Raw genomic sequence first — 20,401 nt, 5'->3', positions numbered from 1 at the left:
CGGAAATCCTGGGCCAGAATGAAGCGCCCCCGACCCGGACCGCCGGAAGGTGAACGATGAGCCCTGCCGAACAGCCGCAGCCGCCCCGGACGGCGGACGTGCGGCGACCGACCCTGAACGCCGTGGCCGCCCGCGCCGGCGTGGGACGCGGCACGGTCTCCCGGGTCATCAACGGCTCCCCCAAGGTCAGCGACCGCTCCCGGGCGGCCGTCGAGCGGGCGATCGCGGAACTCGGCTACGTCCCCAACAGCGCCGCCCGCACACTGGCCACCCGCCGCACGGACTCGGTCGCGCTGGTCGTGCCCGAAGCCGAGAGCCGGCTGTTCGCCGAGCCGTACTTCTCGGAGATCATCCTGGGCGTGTCCGCCGGGCTCTCCAGCGCGGGCATGCAGTTGCTCCTGGTGCTCACCGGCGACGAGACCGAGTACGGCCGGCTGGCGGGCTACCTGGCCGCGCAACGGGTGGACGGGGTGCTGCTGATGGCGGTGCACGCCGAGGACACCCTGCCCGACCGGCTCGCGGAACTGGCCGTGCCGACCGTGCTCGCCGGGCGCCGGGGCGAGGCGGAGCGGCTGGGCCACGTCCGCGCGGACAACCGGGGCGGCGCCCGGCTCGCCGTACGGCACCTGCTGGCGGGCGGGCGGCGGGCCGTCGCCACCATCACCGGCCCGCTGGACATGGACGCGGCGCGGGCCCGGCTCGACGGCTACCGGGACGCGCTGCGGGACGCCGGGATCCCCGTCGCCGGGGAGCTGATCGCGGCGGGCGACTTCACCGAGCAGGGCGGACGCGCGGCCATGCGGGAACTGCTGCGCCGGCGCCCGGACCTCGACGCCGTCTTCGCCGCCTCCGACGTGATGGCCTCCGGCGCGGTGCAGGAACTGCGCGCGGCGGGCCGCCGGATACCCGGGGACGTGGCGCTGGTCGGCTTCGACGACTCCATCGTGGCCCGGCACATCGACCCGCCGCTGACCAGCGTCCGCCAGCCGCTGGCGGAGATGGGCCGCACGATGGCGAGCCTCCTGCTGGAGGAGATCGCCCAGCGCGGCACGGGGCAGCGCGGGGTGGTGCTGCCCACCGAACTGGTGGTGCGGGAGTCCGCCTGACGGGCCGTCCGCCTCGCCGCGCCCCCGCACGCCCCCCGGTCGCACCACACCACCGCCCGCTTCCCCTTCCCTCGTGGGAGCGCTCCCATGCATAATGCGTGCACTCGACCCCTGGGAGAGCCTCCATGCCCGAACCGATGACACAGACCTTTCCGCCCACCTTCCTCTGGGGCGCCGCGACCTCGGCGTACCAGATCGAGGGGGCGGTGGGGGAGGACGGTCGCACGCCGTCGATCTGGGACACCTTCAGCCATACGCCGGGCCGCACGGCCGGCGGCGAGACCGGGGACGTCGCGGTCGACCACTATCACCGCTACCGCGACGACGTGGCGCTGATGGCGGAGCTGGGCCTGACCGCGTACCGCTTCTCCGTGTCCTGGAGCCGGGTGCAGCCGACGGGCCGGGGCCCGGTGGTCCAGCGCGGCCTGGACTTCTACCGCCGGCTGGTGGACGAGCTGCTGGAGCACGGCATCAAGCCGGCGCTCACGCTCTACCACTGGGACCTCCCGCAGGAGCTGGAGGACGCGGGCGGCTGGCCCGAGCGGGACACCGCGTTCCGGTTCGCCGAGTACGCGCGGCTGGTCGGGGAGGCGCTGGGCGACCGGGTGGAGCAGTGGATCACCCTCAACGAGCCCTGGTGCAGCGCCTTCCTGGGCTACGGCTCCGGGGTGCACGCGCCCGGCCGCACCGACCCGGCGGCCTCCCTGCGCGCCGCGCACCACCTGAACCTCGGGCACGGGCTGGCCGTCTCCGCCCTGCGCGCGGCGATGCCGGCCCACAACCGGATCGCGGTCAGTCTCAACTCCTCGGTGGTGCGCCCGCTCAGCCAGGACCCGGCCGACCTGGCCGCCGTCCGCCGCATCGACGACCTCGCCAACGGGATCTTCCACGGCCCGATGCTGCACGGGGCGTACCCGGAGACGCTGGTGGAGGCCACGCACTCGGTGACGGACTGGAGTCACGTCCTGGACACCGACGTGCACACGATCAACGCGCCGCTGGACGCGTTGGGCCTGAACTACTACACGCCGGCGCTGGTCTCGGCCGCGTCCGGCGAGGTGAAGGGGCCCCGGCCGGACGGGCACGGCGCCAGCGAGCACTCCCCCTGGCCGTGCTCCGACGACATCCTCTTCCACCAGACGCCGGGCGAGCGCACGGAGATGGGCTGGACCATCGACCCGACGGGCCTGTACGACCTGATCACGCGCTACACGCGCGAGGTGCCGGGCCTGCCGCTGTACATCACCGAGAACGGCGCGGCCTACGACGACAAGCCCGACCCCGACGGCCGCGTGCACGACCCCGAGCGCATCGCCTACCTGCACGGCCACCTGTCGGAGGTGCGCCGGGCCATCGCCGACGGCGCCGACGTGCGCGGCTACTACCTGTGGTCACTGATGGACAACTTCGAGTGGGCGTACGGCTACGGCAAGCGGTTCGGCGCGGTCTACGTGGACTACGCGTCGCTGGAACGGACACCGAAGTCGAGCGCCCACTGGTACGGCGAGGCGGCCCGCACGGGGGTGCTGCCGCCGGTGCCGGCCGTATAGCCCGAAGGGCGCGGCCTGTCGTGGGGGACGGGCCGCGCCCTTCGCCGTCCCCGGTGGGGGACGGCGGGCGTCAGGCGATCACTTTGAGCGCGGAGTACAGCGCGTAGAGGATGGCCGGGAGGGCCCCGAGGAGCCCGGCGAGCGCGGCGATCACCACGGGCAGCCGGTGTGCCGACTTCAGGTGCCGGGCGAGATAGGCCACGAGTACGAAATAGGCCAGAGTCACCACGACTCCGGCCGAGAGCAGGACAGCAGGACTCATCGAGTGCATACGGCGCTCTTCTCTGTGCGACATGCCCAGTCCGGTACCGGCCCCGCCGTGAGCAGGCCATACGCGTCCCTTGGCAGGGGACATGGGCTGTCGCGGTGCGGTGCCGGTGACATGACGGTAGCTCAAACCGAGCCCCGTGGGCCAGAGTTGGCCGATACGACGGGAGGAGCAGGGGCCCCAGGGAGCCACCCCTGGGTTCCCCCGCTCAGGTCAGCTCCGGACTGGGCAAGTCGCGGAAGACTGCTCGTCAGATACTCGCGCGCCGGGATATACGAACGATATACGCGTCATCCGCGCCGGTTGTTACCCTGACTTGCGGGAAGGGGGCGTCATGCGTGAATCGGTATCCGGTGACCCGGAACCGCGGTTCACCCTCCTCGGCCCGGTGCGCGCCTGGCGGGGCGAGGACGCCCTGCCCACGGGCAGCCCCAATCAACGCGCCTTGCTGGTGGCCCTGTTGCTGCGCGAAGGCCGTACGGCGACGGCCGCCGAGCTGATCGACTCCCTATGGGGCGACACCCCTCCGTCGTCGGCGCTACCTGTATTGCGTACGTACGCCTCCCGGCTGCGCAAGATCCTGGGCCCCGGGGTTCTGGCCAGCGAGTCGGGCGGGTACGCGATGCGTGCCCTGCGCCGTGACGCGGTCGACCTGTGGGTCGTCCGCGACCTGACCGAGGAGGCGGAGCGGGCACGCGCCGCCGGGGACCCGGCCCGGGCGCGAGACGCCCTCGACCGGGCGCTGGCCCTGTGGGACGGCGAACCCCTGGCCGGCGTGCCCGGCCCGTACGCGGAGGCACAGCGCACCCGCCTGGAGGAGTGGCGGCTGCAACTCCTGGAGTCCCGCCTGGACTTGGACCTGACGCAGGGCCGGCACGCCGAGGCGGTGGCCGAACTGACCGCGCTGACGGCGGCCCACCCGCTGCGCGAACGGCTGCGCGAGCTGCTGATGCTGGCGCTGTACCGCAGCGGCCGGCAGGCCGAGGCGCTCGCGGTCTACGCCGACACCCGCCGACTGCTCCAGGACGAACTGGGCGTGGACCCGCGCCCGGGCCTCAGCGACCTCCAGCAGCGCATCCTCCGGGCGGACCCGGCCCTCGCGGAACCCCAGGCCCCGGTGACCGGACCGGCCACCGCACCCGTCGTACCCGCGCAACTGCCCGCCGCCGTAATGGACTTCACGGGCCGGACCGCCTTCGTGGAGGAGTTGCGCGCCGCGCTCGCGTCGGGCGCGGGCGAGGTGATGGCCGTATCGTCCCTCACGGGCATCGGCGGGGTCGGCAAAACGGCACTGGCCGTGCAGGTGGCGCACCGGGCGAGCGACGCCTTCCCGGACGGGCAGCTGTACGCCGACCTCCGGGGCGCGGGACAGCGACCCGCCGAACCGGCCACGGTGCTCGGCTCCTTCCTGCGCGCGCTCGGCACCCCGGACGCGGCGATCCCCGACTCGGCGGAGGAGCGGGCGGCCCTCTACCGCTCGCTGCTGCGCGGCCGGCGCGTCCTGGTGGTGCTGGACAACGCCCGGGACGCGGCCCAGGTACGCCCGCTGCTGCCCGGCACCCCCGGCTGCGCGGCCCTGGTGACCTCCCGGGTACGGATGCCGGACCTCGCGGGCGCCCACCTGGTGGACCTGGACCTCATGTCCCCCGGGGAGGCCCTGGCCCTGTTCACGCGGATCGTGGGCGAGGAACGGGTGGCGGCGGAGCGGGAGGCGGCGCTCGACGTCGTGGCGGCCTGCGGCTTCCTGCCCCTGGCGATCCGCATCGCGGCGTCCCGCCTGGCGGCCCGCCGCACCTGGACCGTCTCGGTGCTGGCGGCCAAGCTCGCCGACGAACGGCGCCGGCTGGACGAACTCCAGGCGGGCGACCTCGCGGTCAAGGCCACGTTCGAACTCGGCTACGGCCAGCTGGAACCGGCCCAGGCCCGCGCCTTCCGCCTCCTCGGCCTGGCCGACGGCCCCGACATCTCGCTGGCCGCGGCGGCGGCCCTGCTGGACCTCCCGGCCTGGAGCGCCGAGGACCTGCTGGAGTCCCTGGTCGACACCTCCCTGCTGACATCGGCCGCGCCCGGCCGCTACCAGTACCACGACCTGGTCCGCCTCTTCGCCCGTGCCTGCGCGGAGCGGGACGAGCTGCCGGACGAACGGGAGGCCGCCCTCGCCCGCCTGCTGGACTTCCACCTGGCCACGGCCACCCGGGCCTACGCGGTCGAACGGCCCGAGGACCGGCTGGTGGAGCACCTGCACGGCGCCGAGCGGCCCGGGCTGTCCTTCACCGGCCCGCGGGAGGCCCAGGACTGGCTGCACACGGAGGCCGGGCCCCTGCTCTCCGTGGTGCGCCAGTCGGCCCGGCCGCCGCTGCTCGGCCACGCGGTGGACACGCTCTGGGCCGCGCTCGGCCTGTCCGAGGGCAGCGACGCACGGGCGTACGAGGAGACGGCCCTGGCCCTGAGCGCCGCCGCCCGCGCGGCGGGCGACCGGCGGGCCGAGGCGCGGGCGCTGGTCACGGTGGCGCACGCCCATGTGATCAGCGGCCGGTTCGAGGAGGCGGACGGGGCCGCCGCGCGGGCCGTCGAGCTGAGCACCGGCACCGATCCCCTGACCACGGCCTGGGCCCTCTACCGGCGGGGCGTCATCGCGCACTACCAAGGGCGGCTCTCGGAAGGCGACGGGTATCTGGCCCACGCTGCCGAGGGCTTCCGCGGCTGCGGCGACCGGCCCGGCGAGGCGGTGGCGCTGTGCGGCCTCTCCCGCCTCCGGATGGCGACCGGCCGTCTCCGGGAGGCGGTCCGGCTCGCCCGGCAGGGGATGGAGCTGTACGACGCGATGGGCCACGCCCTGCGCGGGGCCGACGCGCGCTACGCCCTGGCGCTGGCGCTGGCCGCCACCGGAGAGCCGGACACCGCGCTGCGCCTGCTCGGCGAGGCGCTGGAGGTGTTCCGGGGCGGCAGGCAGCTGTTCTGGCAGAGCATGACGCACTACCGGATGGCGGAGATCCAGCTCGCCCAGGACGCTCCGGCCGCCGCCGCGGCCGCCGCGGAAGCCGCGCTGATCCCGCTGGACGAGGTCGGCGGGGACGTGTGGCGGGCGAACGCGCTGACGCTGCTGGGCCGCGCGCTCGCCCGGCTCGGCCAGCCCGGCCGGGCCGAGTCCTGCTGGCGGGAGGCGCTCGCCCTGTACGAGGGGCTGGGCGCGGACGAGGCGCGGGACCTGCGGGACCTGCTGCACGAGGGCGCCGTGTCGGCACCGGCCTCCTGAACGGGGCGGGCACGCCGGTGGGGTCGGGTCACTTGTAGGCGCCGACCTCGGTCCGGCCGACGCCACGCGCGCCTCGGCGGCCCCGGGCACCGGCTGGTCGATGCGGGTGTGGAAGACGGCGAGACGTACTGAGCAGACACTGAGCAGCGGCTGACCAGCGGCCCTAGCGGAACACCGACGGCGGCGGGGCCGGGGACGCCACCGCGGCCGCGTCCGTCACGGGTACCGCGCCACCGGTGAAGTCGGTGAGCGCCCGGCCGTGTTCGACCCGGCCGGGATGCGGGTCGGAGGCGGCCCGGCGGGTGAGCTCGGCGAGCGGCAGCGGGGCGTCGGAGGCGACCAGGACGGCGTTGCCGAAGCGCTTGCCGCGCAGCACGGCCGCGTCGGCGATCAGCGCGAGTTCGCCGAACCGGGCGGCGGCAGTGGCGATCTGGCCGCGCAGGTGGGCGAGCGGCGGGCCGTCGGCGAGGTTGGCCGCGTAGCTCCCGGAGGGTTTCAGGGCCCGGCGGACCTCGTCGAGGAACTCGGTGGAGGTGAGGTGGGCGGGGGTGCGGGCGCCGCTGAACACGTCGGCGACGACCAGGTCGGCCCAGCCGTCCGGCACCTTGGCCAGGCCCTCCCGGGCGTCCACCGCGCGCACCCGGACGCGCGCGTTGGCGTCCAGCGGCAGCTCGCGGCGGACCAGCCGGACCAGGCTCGCGTCGCGCTCCACGACCTGCTGGGTGGAGCGGGGCCGGGTCGCGGCGACGTACCGGGCGAGGGTGAAGGCACCACCGCCGAGGTGCACGGCGTGCACGGGGCGGCCGGGCGGGGCGGCGAGGTCGATGACATGGCCGAGGCGCCGCTGGTAGTCGAAGGAGAGGTACGCCGGGTCGTCCAGGTCGACGTGCGACTGGGGCGCCCCGTCTATCAGCAGGGTCCAGGCCCGGCCCCGGTCGGGGTCGGGGACGAGCTGCGCGAGACCGCCGTCGACCGGCTCCTCGACGGTGACGGCCGACCTGCGCCGGGTGTTCCTGGACCTGCCCATCCGCCCATTTTCGCAGGTGTCACGGCAGGGCGCGGCACCGCCGGCGACCGGTGGGGGGCGCGGGGCCCGCACGTCGCCGGCACGCGTCCGCACGTGCCGGCACGCCTCGGCGGGCGTCCGCCCGCCTCAGCAGCACCCGTCCGCCACCTCGATCAGCCGGGCCGCCTCCCCCAGGGCCCGGCGCAGTACCGCCGGGTCCGTGGCGGGGTCGGCCTCGCCGGGCGGCAGCAGCCAGTCCGAGCCCGCCACCGGGGGCCCGGGGGCCGGCCGCAGTCCGCGCCCGTCCGTCCCGGTGCAGGTGCTGCCCGGCACGTCCCAGCAGGCCGCCGTACCGGCGGGCACCAGGAAGCAGAGGGTGTCGCGGTCGTCGTCGTGCAGGACGGGCCCCACCGCGTCCGCTCCCGCTCGCCGCAGGATGTCGACCGCCTCCAGCCCCTGCCGGGCCGGTACCGTCACTAGGTCGCATGCCGGGTCGCCCGCGCACGCGGACGACGACGGCGACGTACAAGGTTCGTTGCTCTGGCTGGTCTCCATGCCGGCCTCCACACAGCCCTGTTGCGGTCCACGGGGTTCAACGCGACAACACGTCAACAGGCACGGCCGAAGTGCGCCGCAAAGGATGGCACTTCATGGCAGATCACGCGGGAGATACCCGGTTTGCGGCCAAACACCGCGTGCCGGACCCCCCGCAGCGGGTACGTTCATGCCCGCCGGAACCGGAGCGCCGGCCAGGCGCCCCGTCCCGGTACCACCCCGGAACCGCCCCGGTCCCGGCATGGTTCGACGGTTCGCACGAGAGGACCCGGCCATGGCGTCGTCAACGGTGACCTCGTCACAGCCCGACCGGCCGACCCGGCCGAACCTCGCCTTCCGCCGGCTGCGGGGCGCGCGCTCCCCGGCCGAGTTCGCGGCGCTGGTCCGGCGGGCCGCGCACGAGATCGGCGAGCGGGTGAGCTGTGACGCGCGCTACATCGGCCGGGTCGAGGCGGGCGAGATCCGCTGCCCCAATTACGCCTACGAGCGGGTGTTCCTGCACATGTTCCCCGGCCGCACCCTCACCGACCTGGGTTTCGTGCCCCGTTCGTCCGTCCGCGGCCGGGCGGCGCGGACGGCCGTGGTCTCTCCCCGGGGGCCCGCCCCGGGGGAGGGACCCGGCGGGCCGCCCGGGGCCGTCGAGCCGTACGACCCGCGGGACCCCTGGCGGAACGATCCCCCGAACCACCCGAACCACGAGGAGAGCGACGTGCTGCGTCGCGCATTCATGACCGGCGGAGGCGCCACGGTGGCCGCCGCCACACTGGTCCCGCTGGGGCTCGCCCCGGCCGCCGCGGCGGCGGACCCGCTGCCGGGACGCGCCGGTGTCCCCGAGGCCATGGCCCTGGAGGAGGCCGTCCGCCGCATCCGGCTGCTCGACGACCGGCACGGCGCGGACGGCCTGTACCGGCGCGCGGCGGCCCCGCTGCGCGCCGCCTACGCGCTGCTCGACGCCGGCGCCACCCGGCAGACCACCGCCGACCGGCTGCACGCGGGCGCCGGTGAACTCGCCATCTCCGTCGGCTGGCTGGCCCACGACTCCGGCCGCTTCGACGACGCGCGCTCGCACTACGCGGAGGCGCTGGCCACCGCCCGGATGACCGGGGACGCGGGGCTGGAGGCGCACGCCTTCTGCAACACCGCCTTCCTCGCCCGGGACGCGGGCCGCCCCCGGGAGGCGGTCCGGGCCGCGCAGGCCGCGCAGCGCGCCGCGCGGCCGCTCGGCTCGGCCCGGCTGCTGTCCCTGCTGGCGCTGCGCGAGGCGGGCGGCTGGGCGGGGCTCGCCGACCGCACCGGCTGCGAGCGGGCGCTGGCGCGCGCGCAGGCCCTGTTCGAGCGGGGCCGCGCGGACGCGGACCCGGAGTGGATGAGCTTCTACGGCGAGGCCGAGCTGGCGGGCCTGGAGGCGCAGTGCTGGTCCACGCTGGGCGACTGGCGGCGGGCGTCCCGGCAGGCGCGGCGCGCCGCGCAGGCGCAGGACCCGCACTTCACCCGCAACATCGCGCTCTACACCGCCGAGCTGGCCGACGACCTCGCCCGCGAGGGCCGTCCCGACGAGGCGGCGGAGGCGGGGCTGCGGGTGCTCGCGCTGCTGGACCAGGTCCAGTCCTCGCGGATCCAGGGAATGCTGGCCGGGACGGCGCGGGTACTGCTGCCGCACCGGCGGGCGTCGGGAGTGGCGGAGTTCCTGGACCGGCACGCGGCCTGCAAAAGTCCGCGTCCGGTGCGGGACGGGGGGCCGGTGTAGTCGTCGGGACGGCACGCGGGCCGGTGCGTCACCGTTCCGGGGCGGATCGTCGTATCACCTCACCGGTGCCGGACGGGGCCCCCGTCACCGGTCCCGGCCGAAGGCCGGCGCGCCATCGGTTCCGGGGGGGGAGCCGATGCATGACCGGTCCAGGGGAGGACCGGCGCGTCACAGGCCCCTGACGGGAGCCGACGCATCAGGGGTCCCAGGCGAGGCCGGCGCATCACCGGTCCCGGCGAGAGCCGACGCACCCCCGGCCCTCGTACCCGCGCCACCCCGCGCCGCTCCCCCGTCAGCCGGTCAGGTGGCCCACGTCGTTCCAGTTCTCGATCGCCGGCTCGCCGTACGCCCAGCCCAGGACGGACAGCGACGTGGGGTTCAGCCGGATGCGGGCCCCGAAGTCCAGCGGCAGGCCCAGCCACCGCGCCCCGATCGACCGCAGGATGTGCCCGTGGGCGAAGACCAGGACGTCGCGGTCGGCCGAGCGGGCCCAGGACACCACCTCGTCGGCGCGCGCGGCGACCTCGGCGACGGACTCGCCCTCCGGGACGCCGTCCCGCCAGATCAGCCAGCCGGGCCGGACCGCCTGGATCTCGGCGGGGGTCATCCCCTCGTACGCGCCGTAGTCCCACTCCATGAGCGTGTCCCAGCGCTCGGCCCGGTCGCCGAACCCGGCGAGTTCGCACGTCTCGCGCGCGCGGGCGAGCGGGCTGGTGCGTACCTCCACGTCCGCCAGCCCGTCCAGCGGAGCGCGGTGCAGCCGCTCGCCGAGCAGTTTGGCCCCGTGCCGGCCCTCCTCCAGCAGCGGCACATCGGTCCTGCCGGTGTGCTTGCCGGACAGCGACCAGGCGGTCTGTCCGTGCCGGGCCAGCAGGATGCGCGGTGCCATGGGAGACCTCTCCGGAAGGGGGGTGGCGCCCGGAGGCGGCCACGGAAGCTACGAGTGTTTTCGGCCCCTCCATCATCGCGCACCCCGCCGACAGGCAACCTCGCGGGCGGCCCCGGCGTCTTCCAGGGCCGGACGTACCCCGGGCATGGCCGACGGGCCCCTCATGGGCGCGGTAGGGACACCGTAAAGTGGCACGGTCGCCCGCCGGGGGCGCGCGTACCGCACACAGCAGAAGGGGGAGGGCGATCGGATTGCCGCAGACCGAGACACCGGGCACCGAGGTGGCCCTCCGTCCCCGGCCGCGCTGGTGGACCGAGCTGCCGCTGATCCTGCTGGTCTACGGCTGCTACTCGGCCGGCCGGCTCCTCGCGCGCGGTGACGTCTCCGGCGCCGTCGACCACGGCCTCGCGCTCCTGCGCATCGAGAAGGCCCTGCACCTCAACGCCGAGCACCCGCTGAACCGGCTGTTCACCCGGGAGCCCTGGCTCGGCGTGCCGGCCGACTTCTGGTACGCCTCGCTGCACTACCTGGTCACGCCCGCCGTCCTGGTGTGGCTCTTCCGCGCGCGTGCCCCGCACTACCGGGCCGCGCGCACCTGGCTGCTCGCGTCCACCTTCATCGGCCTGATCGGCTTCACCCTGCTGCCGACCTGCCCGCCCCGGCTGCTGGACGCCGGATACGGCTTCGTGGACACCATGGCGCAGTACAGCTCGTACGGCTGGTGGGGCGGCGAGGCCAGCGCCCCGCGCGGCATGGGCGGCATGACCAACCAGTACGCGGCGATGCCGAGCCTGCACGTGGGCTGGGCGCTGTGGTGCGGGGTGCTGCTGTGGCGCCACGGCGGCACGCGCCTGGCGAAGGTGCTCGGCGTCGTCTACCCGCTGGTGACCGCGATCGTGGTCATGGGCACCGCCAACCACTACCTCCTGGACGCGGTCGCGGGCGTCGCCGTGATGGGCGTCGGCTACCTGCTGGCGCCGCCCCTCATGCGGGCGGCGGACCGGCTCCGGGCCCGGCTGTCGCGCCCCGCCGCCCCGGTCGCTTCCCGCACCGGTTCCCCGATTGTCAGTGCCGGATGCCAGACTTCGGCGGGTGAGCGAATTCCACGGCAGCGCGACTCGCGGCGCGGCCCCGCGCCCGGACCGGACGCCCCCGCCGCCGACGCGGGCGAAGGGGCTGCGACACCGGCTCGCTGAGCTGCGCGGTCCCGACGTACCGGCCAAGGCCCTGGACGCCCGCGCCCTCGCGGCGCTCGCCGCGAACCCCGGGTGCGCCCGGCGGGCGATCCTGGACGGCGCCGGGGTGGACAAGGCCCGGCTGGCGACCGCGCTGGGCGCCCCGTCCGGCTTCGGGCAGTCGCAGTTCGCGCTGACCCGGGGCAACGCGTTCGAGGCGCGGGTGAAGGCGGACGGCGGCGCGGAGCTGCTGCGGCTGGTGCACGCCCGGCTCGACCCGGGCGCCGAGCCGCCCGCCGGCGCCGCCGTGCCCGACCTGACCGCGCACGGCCCCGAGGGGCGTACGGCGCGTACGGCGCTGGCGCTGCGCGAGGCCACCGAGGCGGGCGGCTGGACGCTGCTGGACCATCCGATGCTCGCCCTGGAGGTGGCCGGTTCGCTCGCCTTCCTGGAGCCGGACGCGGTGGTGGTGCACCCGGACGGCGGCTGGTCGGTGGTGGAGATCAAGTCCTTCCCGATGGTGGACGGCGCCGCGGATCCCGCGAAGGCCGGCGCGGCGGCCCGGCAGGCGGCGGTGTACGTGCTGGCGCTGGAGCAGGTCGCCGCCCGCCTCGACCCGGTTCCCGAGGTGCGCCACCAGGTGCTGCTGGTGTGCCCGAAGGACTTCTCGAACCTGCCCGCGGGCTGTGCCGTGGACGTCCGCAAGCAGCGCGCGGTCACCGCCCGCCAGCTCGCCCGGCTCACCCGGATCGAGGAGATCGCCGGCACGCTGCCCGAGGGCACGTGCTTCGCGCCGGACCGGCCCGCCGAGGAGCTGACGGCCGCGGTGGAGGCAGTGCCCGCGAGCTACGCCCCGGAGTGCCTGTCCGCCTGCGAGCTGGCCTTCCACTGCCGGGAGCGGGCCCGCGCGGCCGGTGCGGTCACCCGGCTGGGCCGGCCCCTGCGGGCCGAGCTGGGCGGCCTGGCCACCGTGGCGGAGGTGCTGTCCGCCGCCCGTGGGGCGAGCGGCGACCCGGCCGACCCGGCGGTGGCGGCGCTGCGCCGGGCGGCGGCCCTGCGCGCGGAGGCCCTGCGGACGGCCGCCGAGCGGGCGGCCCCGCTCCCGGGTGACGGCCCGGCGGTGGGTGCCGGGGAGGTGGGCGCGTGTCGCTGATCACCGCCCTCGCCCGGCTGGAGGCCGTGGACAGCGGCCGGGCCCAGCCGGCGGCGACGGTCCGGCACCGGCACCTGTCCGACCGCCCGCTGGTGTTCGTGCCGCTCACCACCGCCGGTGAGACCGGCGCCCCGCTCGGCGCGCTGGTCGGCACCGACCGGGACGCGCCCCGGCTGCTGGTCGTGCCGCAGCCCCGGGACCGCGATCTGCGCTTCACGTTCCTCGCCGACCTGGCCGACGTCGTACTGCCGCACATCGAGTCGTACGCGGACGCCGTGGAGGCGGCCGAGCGCACCGAGACCGACCCGGAGACCGGCAAGCGGGTCAAGGTGGCGGCCGAGCTGTGCGCGGACGCGCCCCAGCTGATCGTGCCGAGCCGCACCGGCCTGGACTTCGTACGGCTGCTGGGCCGCTCGATGCGGTTCCGGCGCACCGCCGAGCAGGACCCGGACGCGCCCTACCCGGCGCCGCCCCGGGTGCCGCTGCTCGGCCGCTGGCTGACCCACTACGGCGAGCGGGCCCGGGTCCCCGGCTCCTCGCTGCTGCTGGCCATGACCGACGTGCTCTCCCGGCACTGGGCGACCGGCCAGTCCGGCCTGGAGGACGAGCACCTGGGCGCGCTGCTCGCCTGGATCGACCCTCCCGAAGGGCTGTCCGGCGCCGAGGCCGCCCGCCGGGCCGAACTCGCCCGGGACGCCGACGGCCAGCTGCTGTGCCCGCCGGCCGGTCCCGCCACCGACCCGGCGTTCGACAACAAGCTGCTGGCCCCGGCGATCGAGCGCTACGACCGCGCGCGGACGGCCCTGGCCGCCGCCGAGGACCCGCTGACGGCCGACGCCCGGCTGGCCGCGCTCACCGCCGCGGAGCGGGAGATCCGCGACCTGGTCGCGAGCCGCGCCCGGCCCACCTGGGACGCGGTGTGGCGGGGCCTGGACCTGCTGCGGGCGCTGCCGGCGGGCGCGCACGTGGAGGGGCGCTGGACCCGGGACCGCTGGTCGTTCACCGCGCACCGGGACCGGGTGCGGGCCGGCGAGCCGCCGCAGCCGCGCCGGGACGACGCGGTGACGGCGGCGAACAAGCTGGCCACGCGCGAGCGGGAGCAGGCCCGGCTGGAGGCGCAGGAGGCGCTGGACGATCCGCTGGTGATGGCCGGGCGGCGGCTGGCCGGGGAGGCGTTCGCGGGCGAGGTGACGGATGTCGTGATGGCGTACAGCGAGGGGAAGCGGCCGAGCCCGCGCCCGCTGGTGACCGTCCGCACGGACGACCGGCCGCATATCGCGGAGCGGGCGCGGGTGTACCGCTCGCTGGACGGCCGTCCGCAGTCGGCGGAGTTCGTCGGGTACGAGGCGGACGGGGTGCTGACCCTGCGCGTCCTGGACCGGATGGGCCGGGGCAAGGAGCCCGAGCCCGGTTCGGTGCCGCACAAGGGCGACCGGATCTGCTTCACGCTGTTCGAGCACGAGCAGCGCGGCGGCGCGAAACTGCCCGACCCCGAGGAGACCCCGTGGACGCACGGCGGCCCGCCGGGCGAGGCGGCGCCGGAGGCTCCCGACCCCGTCACCGAGGAGGACGTGCTGTGACGACCGTCGACTTCGATCCCGGCACCGCGGCCGGCCGTGCCACGGAGGCGATCCTCCACGACACGCTGCACGGCACCGAGCGGGGTGTGGTGGTGGACTCGCCGCCGGGCGCCGGCAAGTCGACGCTGGTGGTGCGCGCGGCCCTGGAACTGGCCGCGGCGGGCCGCCCGCTGATGGTGGTGGCGCAGACCAACGCCCAGGTCGACGACCTGGTGCTGCGGCTGGCCGAGAAGAACCCGGAGCTGCCCGTCGGCCGGCTGCACAGCAGTGACGCCGACGCCTACGACAAGGCGCTGGACGGCCTGCCGCAGGTGCGCACGTCGGCGAAGGCGGCCGACCTCGCCGGGCTGCCGGTCGTGCTGTCCACCGCCGCGAAGTGGGCGCACGTGAAGGTGGACGAGCCGTGGCGGCACGCGATCGTGGACGAGGCGTACCAGATGCGCTCCGACTCCCTGCTCGCCGTGGCCGGGCTGTTCGAGCGGGCGCTGTTCGTGGGCGACCCGGGCCAGCTGGACCCGTTCTCCATCGTGGGCGGCGAGCAGTGGGCGGGGCTGTCGTACGACCCCTCGGCGTCGGCGGTCAGCACGCTGCTGGCGCACAACCCGGGTCTGCCCCAGCACCGGCTGCCGGTGTCCTGGCGGCTGCCGGCGTCGGCGGCCCCCCTGGTGTCGGACGCGTTCTACCCGTACACGCCCTTCCGCAGCGGCACGGCCCACGGCGACCGCCGGCTGGCCTTCGCGGTGCCCTCGGACGGCTCCGGCCCGGACCGGGTGATCGACGAGGCCGCGGAGTCCGGCTGGGGGCTGCTGGAGCTGCCCGCCCGGCACACTCCGCGCACGGACCCGGAGGCGGTGCGGGCGGTGGCGACGGTGGTGCGCCGCCTGCTGGACCGCGGCGGCGCGGCGACCTCCGAGCGCTCCCCCGACCCCACCCCGCTGACGGCGGACCGGGTCGCCGTGGGCACCGCCCACCGCGACCAGGCGGCGGCGGTCCGGGCGGCCCTGGCCGAACTGGGCGTCCGGGACGTCACGGTCGACACCGCGAACCGGCTCCAGGGCCGGGAGTACGACGTGACGGTCGTCCTGCACCCGCTCTCCGGCCGGCCCGACGCCACCGCGTTCCATCTGGAGACCGGCCGGCTGTGCGTCCTGGCCTCCCGCCACCGCCACGCCTGCGTCGTGGTCTGCCGGGCCGGCGTCCCCGACCTCCTGGACGACTACCCCGCGACGGAACCGGTCCAGCTGGGCACCCTGGTGAAGTTCCCGGACGGCTGGGAGGCGAACCACGCGGTGCTGTCCCACCTGACCGAACACCGAGTGATCTGGCGACCCTGAGCCGGGTGCGGCGCCACCCATCCGCCGCCCGCCGCCGGAGGCGGCCGATGGACACAGCCCGGACGGCTGGGAGGCGAACCACGCCGTGCTGTCCCACCTGACCGAACACCGGGTGGCCTGGCGGCCCTGAGCCAGGTTCGGCGTGTCCCGGAATAAGCGGGGACTCCCTCCTGTTAGCGCCCGGAGGACAGCGCACGCAGTGCTTGGAACAGGAGGCCATACCGTGGCGGCAGACGAGGTAGACGAGATCAGGGGGGTCGCGCGCGGCAGCGCCCCCGTGCCCCTCTCCGTGCTGGACCTGGTGACCGTCGGCGCGGGCAGCACCGCCACCGACGCCCTGCGCACCGGCGTCGCGCTCGCCCGGCTCACGGAGTCCCGCGGCTTCCACCGGTACTGGGTCGCCGAGCACCACTCCATGCCCGGCGTGGCCTCCTCCTCCCCCGCCGTGATCCTCGCCCACCTCGCCGCCCACACCGACCGCATCCGGCTCGGCTCGGGCGGCGTCATGCTGCCCAACCACGCCCCGCTGGTGATCGCGGAGCAGTTCGGCACGCTGGAGGCGATGGCCCCGGGCCGGGTCGACCTAGGACTGGGGCGGGCGCCGGGCACGGACGGCGCCACCGCCGCGGCCCTGCGCCGCACCGACCGCCTGAACGAGGGCGCCGACGACTTCCCGGAGCAGCTCGCCGAACTGACCCGGTTCCTGGACGACGATTTCCCCGACGGCCACCCCTACCGGCGCATCCACGCGATCCCCGGCCCCGTGCAGGGCTCCTCGCCCGGCGGGACGCAGTCCCCGCACCGCCCGCCGATCTGGCTGCTCGGCTCCTCCGGGTTCAGCGCGCGGCTGGCCGGTCTGCTCGGTCTGCCGTTCGCCTTCGCGCACCACTTCTCCGCGCAGAACACCGTCCCGGCCCTGGACCTGTACCGGGAGACCTTCCGGCCGTCCGCCGTCCTGGCCGAGCCGTACGCCCTCATCGGCGTCTCCGCCCTCGCCACGGACGACCCGCGGGAGGCCCGCCGGCAGACCCGGGCGATGGCGCTGAACATGCTCCGGCTGCGCACCGGCCGGCCGGGCCTGTTCCCGGACCCGGAGGAGGCCGAGCGGCACGAGTTCGGCCCGATGGAGGAGGAGTTCATCACCTCCTGGACGGCGAACGTCGTGCACGGCACGGCCGACGAGGTCCGCACCGGCCTGGACGATCTGCACAAGCGCACCGGAGCCGACGAGCTGATGATCGTCTCGCACGCGCACCGCGGCGAGCTGCGGCTGCGCTCCTACGAACTGATCGCGGACGCCTACGGGTTGCCGACCGCGTAGGTCCGCGCCCCGAGCAGCTCGGAGATACGATCCGGCGGCACCGGACGGGAGTACAGCCAGCCCTGCCCGGTGTCGCAGCCGATCCTGCGCAGCCGGCTGGCCTGGGCCGAGGTCTCCACGCACTCCGCGGTGACCGTCAGGCCCAGCCGGTGGGCGAGCTGGATCATCGCCTCCACGACGACCTCGTCGGCCGGGTTGGGCATGGCGTCCCGGGCGGCCTCCTCGTACTGGAAGCCCCGGACGAAGGAGCCGTCCAGCTTCAGCGCGGAGACCGGCAGCCGGCTCAGATAGGCGAGGTTGGAGTAGCCGGTGCCGAAGTCGTCGATGGCGATGCGCACACCCATGTCGCTGAGCGCCTGGAGGGCCTGGAGCGGGCGGCCCGCCGAGCCCATCACCGCGGACTCGGTCAGCTCCAGCTGGAGCAGGTGCGGGGCGAGCCCGGTCTCGGCGAGGGTCTCGGCGACGTCGGCCACCAGGTCGGAGTCCCACACCTGCCGCACGGCCACGTTGACGCTGACGAAGATGGGCGGTTCGCCGGGGCGGTCGAGTTGCCAGCGGCGGGCCTGCCGGCAGGCGGTGACCAGCGCCCAGCGGCCCAGCTGCACGATCGAGCCGTCCTCCTCGGCCAGTCCGATGAACCGATTCGGCGTGAGCGTGCCGAACTGCGGGTGGTGCCAGCGGATCAGCGCCTCGACGCCGTTGAGCCGGCCGTCCTCCATGGCCACCAGCGGCTGGTACTCCAGGACGAACTCGCCCCGCTCGATGGCGGGGCGGAGGGTGGAGGACAGCGCCTGGCGGGTCATGCGGTGGGCGTTGCGCTCGGGGTCGAACAGGGTCCAGCGGGCCTTGCCGTCGGCCTTCGCCCAGTACAGCGTCGTATCGGCGGCCTGCATCAGCCCGGTGGCCGTGGTGCCCGCGGTGTGCCGTTCGACCACGCCGATGGACGCGGTCAGCGACAGCCGCTGTCCGGCCAGGTCGAAGGGTTCCTGAAGGGCCTTGAGCGCGGAGTCGGCCAGGTCGGCGAGTTGTTCGGTGCCGGTGGAGTCCTCCACCAGCAGGGCGAACTCGTCGCCGCCGAGCCGGGCCACCAGGGGGGTGGCGGCGCGGGCGTAGCCGGCCGCGTCGGCGACCCGGGTGAGCCGTCCGGCGACGGCCGAAAGCAGCCGGTCGCCGACGCGGTGGCCGAGGGTGTCGTTGACGGCCTTGAAGCCGTCGAGGTCCAGATAGCACAGGCCGATCCGGCCGGTGCCGCCCTGCTCGTAGGGCTCCGCCTCCAGCGCGGCCGTCAGCCGCTCGAAGAACAGCGTGCGGTTGGGCAGCCGGGTCACCGGGTCGTGCATCTGCAAATGCCGCAGTCGCGCCTGGAGTTCGCGGCTGGCGCTGATGTCGGTGACCGACATCAGGGCGCCGGGCTCGCCGCCGCTCAGCGGGGCGAGGGTGATCTGCGCCCACACCGAGTTCCCTCCCGGCTGTTTGAGCCGGCGGGTGCAGCGCAGCCGGGTCTGGCGTCCGCTCAGTACCTCCTGGAAGGCGTGCCGGCCGCGGGCGTCCCCGGCCAGGTCCACCAGGTCGGCGGCGGACCGCCCGACGACCGTGTCCACGTCGATGCCGAGCAGTTCGCCGAGGGCGGTGTTGGCGGTGACGACGAGCCCCTCGGGACCCACGACCGCCATGGCGAGCGGGGCGGTCGCGAAGACACGGTGGTAGGTGGTGTAGTGACTGTCTGTGACGGCTGACCGGTCGAGGTCTGCCGCGGGCGTCGGCCCTTCGGACGTTCCGCTCACCGCTCGCTCCCGCAGTGCACTCGATCTCTGTCCGTGCCGGAAAGTGTGCCGATCATAGAGGCTGGCCCCGGGCCCTTCCAGCCGATGTCCAGTGTCCCGGACCGAGCACAGGTTCTGACAGATCGTTTCTGCCCGCACCTGGGCAGCTTCTACAGCCCTCCGACAAGTTGTGACGTTCCGTGAATGTTTCCGGATATCGAGCGCCGGGGCGCGCCCGGCGCTCGTTGGGCGCGCGCTCACCCTCTTGGTGCAGACAAACAGGGCATAAACCAATGATTACCAGCAATCTGGGTGCGGGTCCCGCGAACCACACCCGGAGGTCACGTCCGTGCCCAAGCTGCGCAGCACCGCCGCCGTGTGCACCACGATGTCGGCGCTCGCCGCGACCTCGATCCTCACCGGCCCCTCGGTCGCCGAGCCGTTCTCCACGGCCCCCTGCGCACTGCACCGCACCGAGGCCCACCACTCGGAGGGCGTGGACACCTGGAACACCGCCTACCCGCGCCCGGCCGGCACCCTCGACGCCGTACTGGTCTTCCTGTCGTTCCCCGACTCCGCCCCGCGCACCACCCCGAAGGAGCTGACGGCCGACCACTTCCCGGCCACCACCGGCTTCTACGCGCGGTCCTCCTACGGCAGGTTCACCCTGCGCCCGCACCCGCTGGAGCGCTGGCTGCGCATGCCGCGCCCGTCGACGTCGTACGCCATAAGGCGGGACTGGAGCGCCGAGGACCGGGCCGCCTATCTGCGCGACGCGTTCGCCGTGGCCGACAAGGAGGTCGACTTCTCGCGCTACCAGGTCGTCTACCTCGTCGCCGACCCGGACGCGCCCGGGGTCGACTCGGACGCCACGAAGGTGGTGAACCTCGACGCGCCCCTGCGCGCGGACGGCACCGACATCCACCGGGTGGTCACCGTCTTCGAGGACCACCCGCCGGACCGGCTGGTCCTCGCCCACGAGACCGGCCACGTCTTCGACCTGCCCGACCTCTACCACCGCCCGGCCGACGGCAAGGGCGACTGGGACACCCATGTCGGCGACTGGGACCTGATGGGCAGCCAGTTCGGGCTCGCGCCGGATCTGCTGGGCTGGCACAAGTGGCGGCTGGGCTGGCTGGATCCGCGCCAGGTGGTGTGCGTGCGCGGTGCCGCGCCGAGCCGCCTCACCCTGGAGCCGCTCGCGGCCGGACCGGGCGCCCCGCTGCCGGTGACCGGCGGCGGGTCCGCCTTCGGCCTGGGGCACGGCGTCAAGCTGGCCGTGGTGCGCACCGGGCCGGACAGCGCCCTCGCCTTCGAGGCGCGGGGCCCGGCCGGCGCCGACCGCGGGGCCTGCCGGCAGGGCATCCTGGTCTACCGGGTGCGCGGCGGCGCCGCCTCCGGTGACGGCCCGGTCCAGGTGGTCGACGCCCATCCGCGCACCGAGGCCTGCTGGGAGGACTCGGTCTACCCGCCGCTCGCGGACGCGCCGGTCTCCCTCGGCGAGAGCTTCACCGTGCCCGGGGAGGGCGTGCGGGTGGAGGCGGAGGGCAGGACGGCGTCGGGGGCGTGGACGGTGTCGATCACCCCGGGGGTGCGCGGCTGAGCCCGCGCCCCGACCCTGTGCGCCTGCGAAAGCGGCGCGGCCGCCGTATACGAAGACGGCGGGCCGAATTCTTTCGAATTCGGCCCGCCGTCCTT

General features: G+C 75.2%; 15 protein-coding genes. 10 read left to right on the top strand and 5 right to left on the bottom strand.

The window, feature by feature from the left end:
- Nucleotides 1–56: 56 nt before the first annotated feature.
- Both ACSURM_RS23230 and ACSURM_RS23225 read left to right on the top strand, forming a co-directional pair.
- Nucleotides 57–1,106 carry a LacI family DNA-binding transcriptional regulator gene (locus ACSURM_RS23230; protein WP_436957616.1) on the top strand — a complete coding sequence of 350 codons (1,050 nt, stop codon included), beginning with the start codon at nucleotides 57–59 and terminating at the stop codon, nucleotides 1,104–1,106.
- Between the two features lie 125 nt (nucleotides 1,107–1,231).
- On the top strand, nucleotides 1,232–2,656 hold the full coding sequence (locus ACSURM_RS23225; RefSeq protein ID WP_436957614.1) for a GH1 family beta-glucosidase: 1,425 nt from the start codon (nucleotides 1,232–1,234) through the stop codon (nucleotides 2,654–2,656).
- Nucleotides 2,657–2,726: 70 nt separating this feature from the next.
- On the opposite strand, the gene ACSURM_RS23220 is transcribed toward ACSURM_RS23225, so the two are convergent.
- Entirely contained in the window at nucleotides 2,727–2,951 is a 225-nt protein-coding gene (locus ACSURM_RS23220; protein ID WP_436957612.1) for a hypothetical protein, read from the bottom strand.
- A 307-nt stretch (nucleotides 2,952–3,258) separates the two neighbouring features.
- Between ACSURM_RS23220 and ACSURM_RS23215 the strand changes: the two genes are divergently transcribed.
- Nucleotides 3,259–6,180: a BTAD domain-containing putative transcriptional regulator gene (locus ACSURM_RS23215; protein WP_436957611.1), complete on the top strand. Its 2,922-nt coding sequence runs from the start codon at nucleotides 3,259–3,261 to the stop codon at nucleotides 6,178–6,180.
- Between the two features lie 163 nt (nucleotides 6,181–6,343).
- On the opposite strand, the gene ACSURM_RS23210 is transcribed toward ACSURM_RS23215, so the two are convergent.
- Complete coding sequence (locus tag ACSURM_RS23210; RefSeq protein ID WP_436957610.1) at nucleotides 6,344–7,207, bottom strand: spermidine synthase; 864 nt, start codon at nucleotides 7,205–7,207, stop codon at nucleotides 6,344–6,346.
- 126 nt (nucleotides 7,208–7,333) lie between these two features.
- Entirely contained in the window at nucleotides 7,334–7,741 is a 408-nt protein-coding gene (locus ACSURM_RS23205; RefSeq protein WP_436957608.1) for a hypothetical protein, read from the bottom strand.
- Nucleotides 7,742–8,015: 274 nt separating this feature from the next.
- On the opposite strand from ACSURM_RS23205, the gene ACSURM_RS23200 reads away from it, so the two are divergent.
- Complete coding sequence (locus ACSURM_RS23200) at nucleotides 8,016–9,488, top strand: hypothetical protein (RefSeq protein WP_436957607.1); 1,473 nt, start codon at nucleotides 8,016–8,018, stop codon at nucleotides 9,486–9,488.
- Between the two features lie 292 nt (nucleotides 9,489–9,780).
- Here the strand turns inward: ACSURM_RS23200 and ACSURM_RS23195 are convergent, their stop codons facing one another.
- Nucleotides 9,781–10,377: a histidine phosphatase family protein gene (locus ACSURM_RS23195; RefSeq protein ID WP_436957605.1), complete on the bottom strand. Its 597-nt coding sequence runs from the start codon at nucleotides 10,375–10,377 to the stop codon at nucleotides 9,781–9,783.
- A 251-nt stretch (nucleotides 10,378–10,628) separates the two neighbouring features.
- On the opposite strand from ACSURM_RS23195, the gene ACSURM_RS23190 reads away from it, so the two are divergent.
- The 5 genes from ACSURM_RS23190 (at nucleotide 10,629) to ACSURM_RS23170 (ending at nucleotide 16,940) form a co-directional block, all read left to right on the top strand.
- Nucleotides 10,629–11,573, top strand: a complete 945-nt coding sequence (locus ACSURM_RS23190) for a phosphatase PAP2 family protein (RefSeq protein ID WP_436957603.1) — start codon at nucleotides 10,629–10,631, stop codon at nucleotides 11,571–11,573.
- The gene (locus ACSURM_RS23185; protein WP_436957602.1) at nucleotides 11,470–12,705 is read left to right on the top strand and encodes a hypothetical protein; all 1,236 of its coding nucleotides are present in this window, start codon (nucleotides 11,470–11,472) and stop codon (nucleotides 12,703–12,705) included. Before ACSURM_RS23190 ends, ACSURM_RS23185 begins: the two co-directional genes overlap by 104 nt.
- The gene (locus tag ACSURM_RS23180; RefSeq protein WP_436957600.1) at nucleotides 12,696–14,285 is read left to right on the top strand and encodes a hypothetical protein; all 1,590 of its coding nucleotides are present in this window, start codon (nucleotides 12,696–12,698) and stop codon (nucleotides 14,283–14,285) included. The genes ACSURM_RS23185 and ACSURM_RS23180 overlap by 10 nt, the downstream gene beginning before the upstream one ends.
- The gene (locus ACSURM_RS23175) at nucleotides 14,282–15,619 is read left to right on the top strand and encodes an AAA domain-containing protein (RefSeq protein ID WP_436957599.1); all 1,338 of its coding nucleotides are present in this window, start codon (nucleotides 14,282–14,284) and stop codon (nucleotides 15,617–15,619) included. The genes ACSURM_RS23180 and ACSURM_RS23175 overlap by 4 nt, the downstream gene beginning before the upstream one ends.
- Nucleotides 15,620–15,842: 223 nt before the next feature.
- On the top strand, nucleotides 15,843–16,940 hold the full coding sequence (locus tag ACSURM_RS23170; protein WP_436957597.1) for an LLM class flavin-dependent oxidoreductase: 1,098 nt from the start codon (nucleotides 15,843–15,845) through the stop codon (nucleotides 16,938–16,940).
- Here the strand turns inward: ACSURM_RS23170 and ACSURM_RS23165 are convergent.
- Nucleotides 16,919–18,724, bottom strand: a complete 1,806-nt coding sequence (locus tag ACSURM_RS23165; protein WP_436957595.1) for a putative bifunctional diguanylate cyclase/phosphodiesterase — start codon at nucleotides 18,722–18,724, stop codon at nucleotides 16,919–16,921. The genes ACSURM_RS23170 and ACSURM_RS23165 overlap by 22 nt on opposite strands.
- Before the next feature lie 367 nt (nucleotides 18,725–19,091).
- Here ACSURM_RS23165 and ACSURM_RS23160 point away from each other — a divergent pair, with 367 nt between their 5' ends.
- Nucleotides 19,092–20,306, top strand: coding sequence for a M6 family metalloprotease domain-containing protein (locus ACSURM_RS23160; RefSeq protein ID WP_436961171.1), 1,215 nt, complete (start codon nucleotides 19,092–19,094; stop codon nucleotides 20,304–20,306).
- Nucleotides 20,307–20,401 lie beyond the last annotated feature (95 nt).

Origin of the sequence: Streptomyces sp. SudanB182_2057 (genome assembly GCF_964272715.1) — a bacterium.
Taxonomy (GTDB): domain Bacteria; phylum Actinomycetota; class Actinomycetes; order Streptomycetales; family Streptomycetaceae; genus Streptomyces; species Streptomyces rubradiris.
Note: the sequence above shows the minus strand (reverse complement) of the source record. Positions and strands in the feature narration are given on the sequence as shown.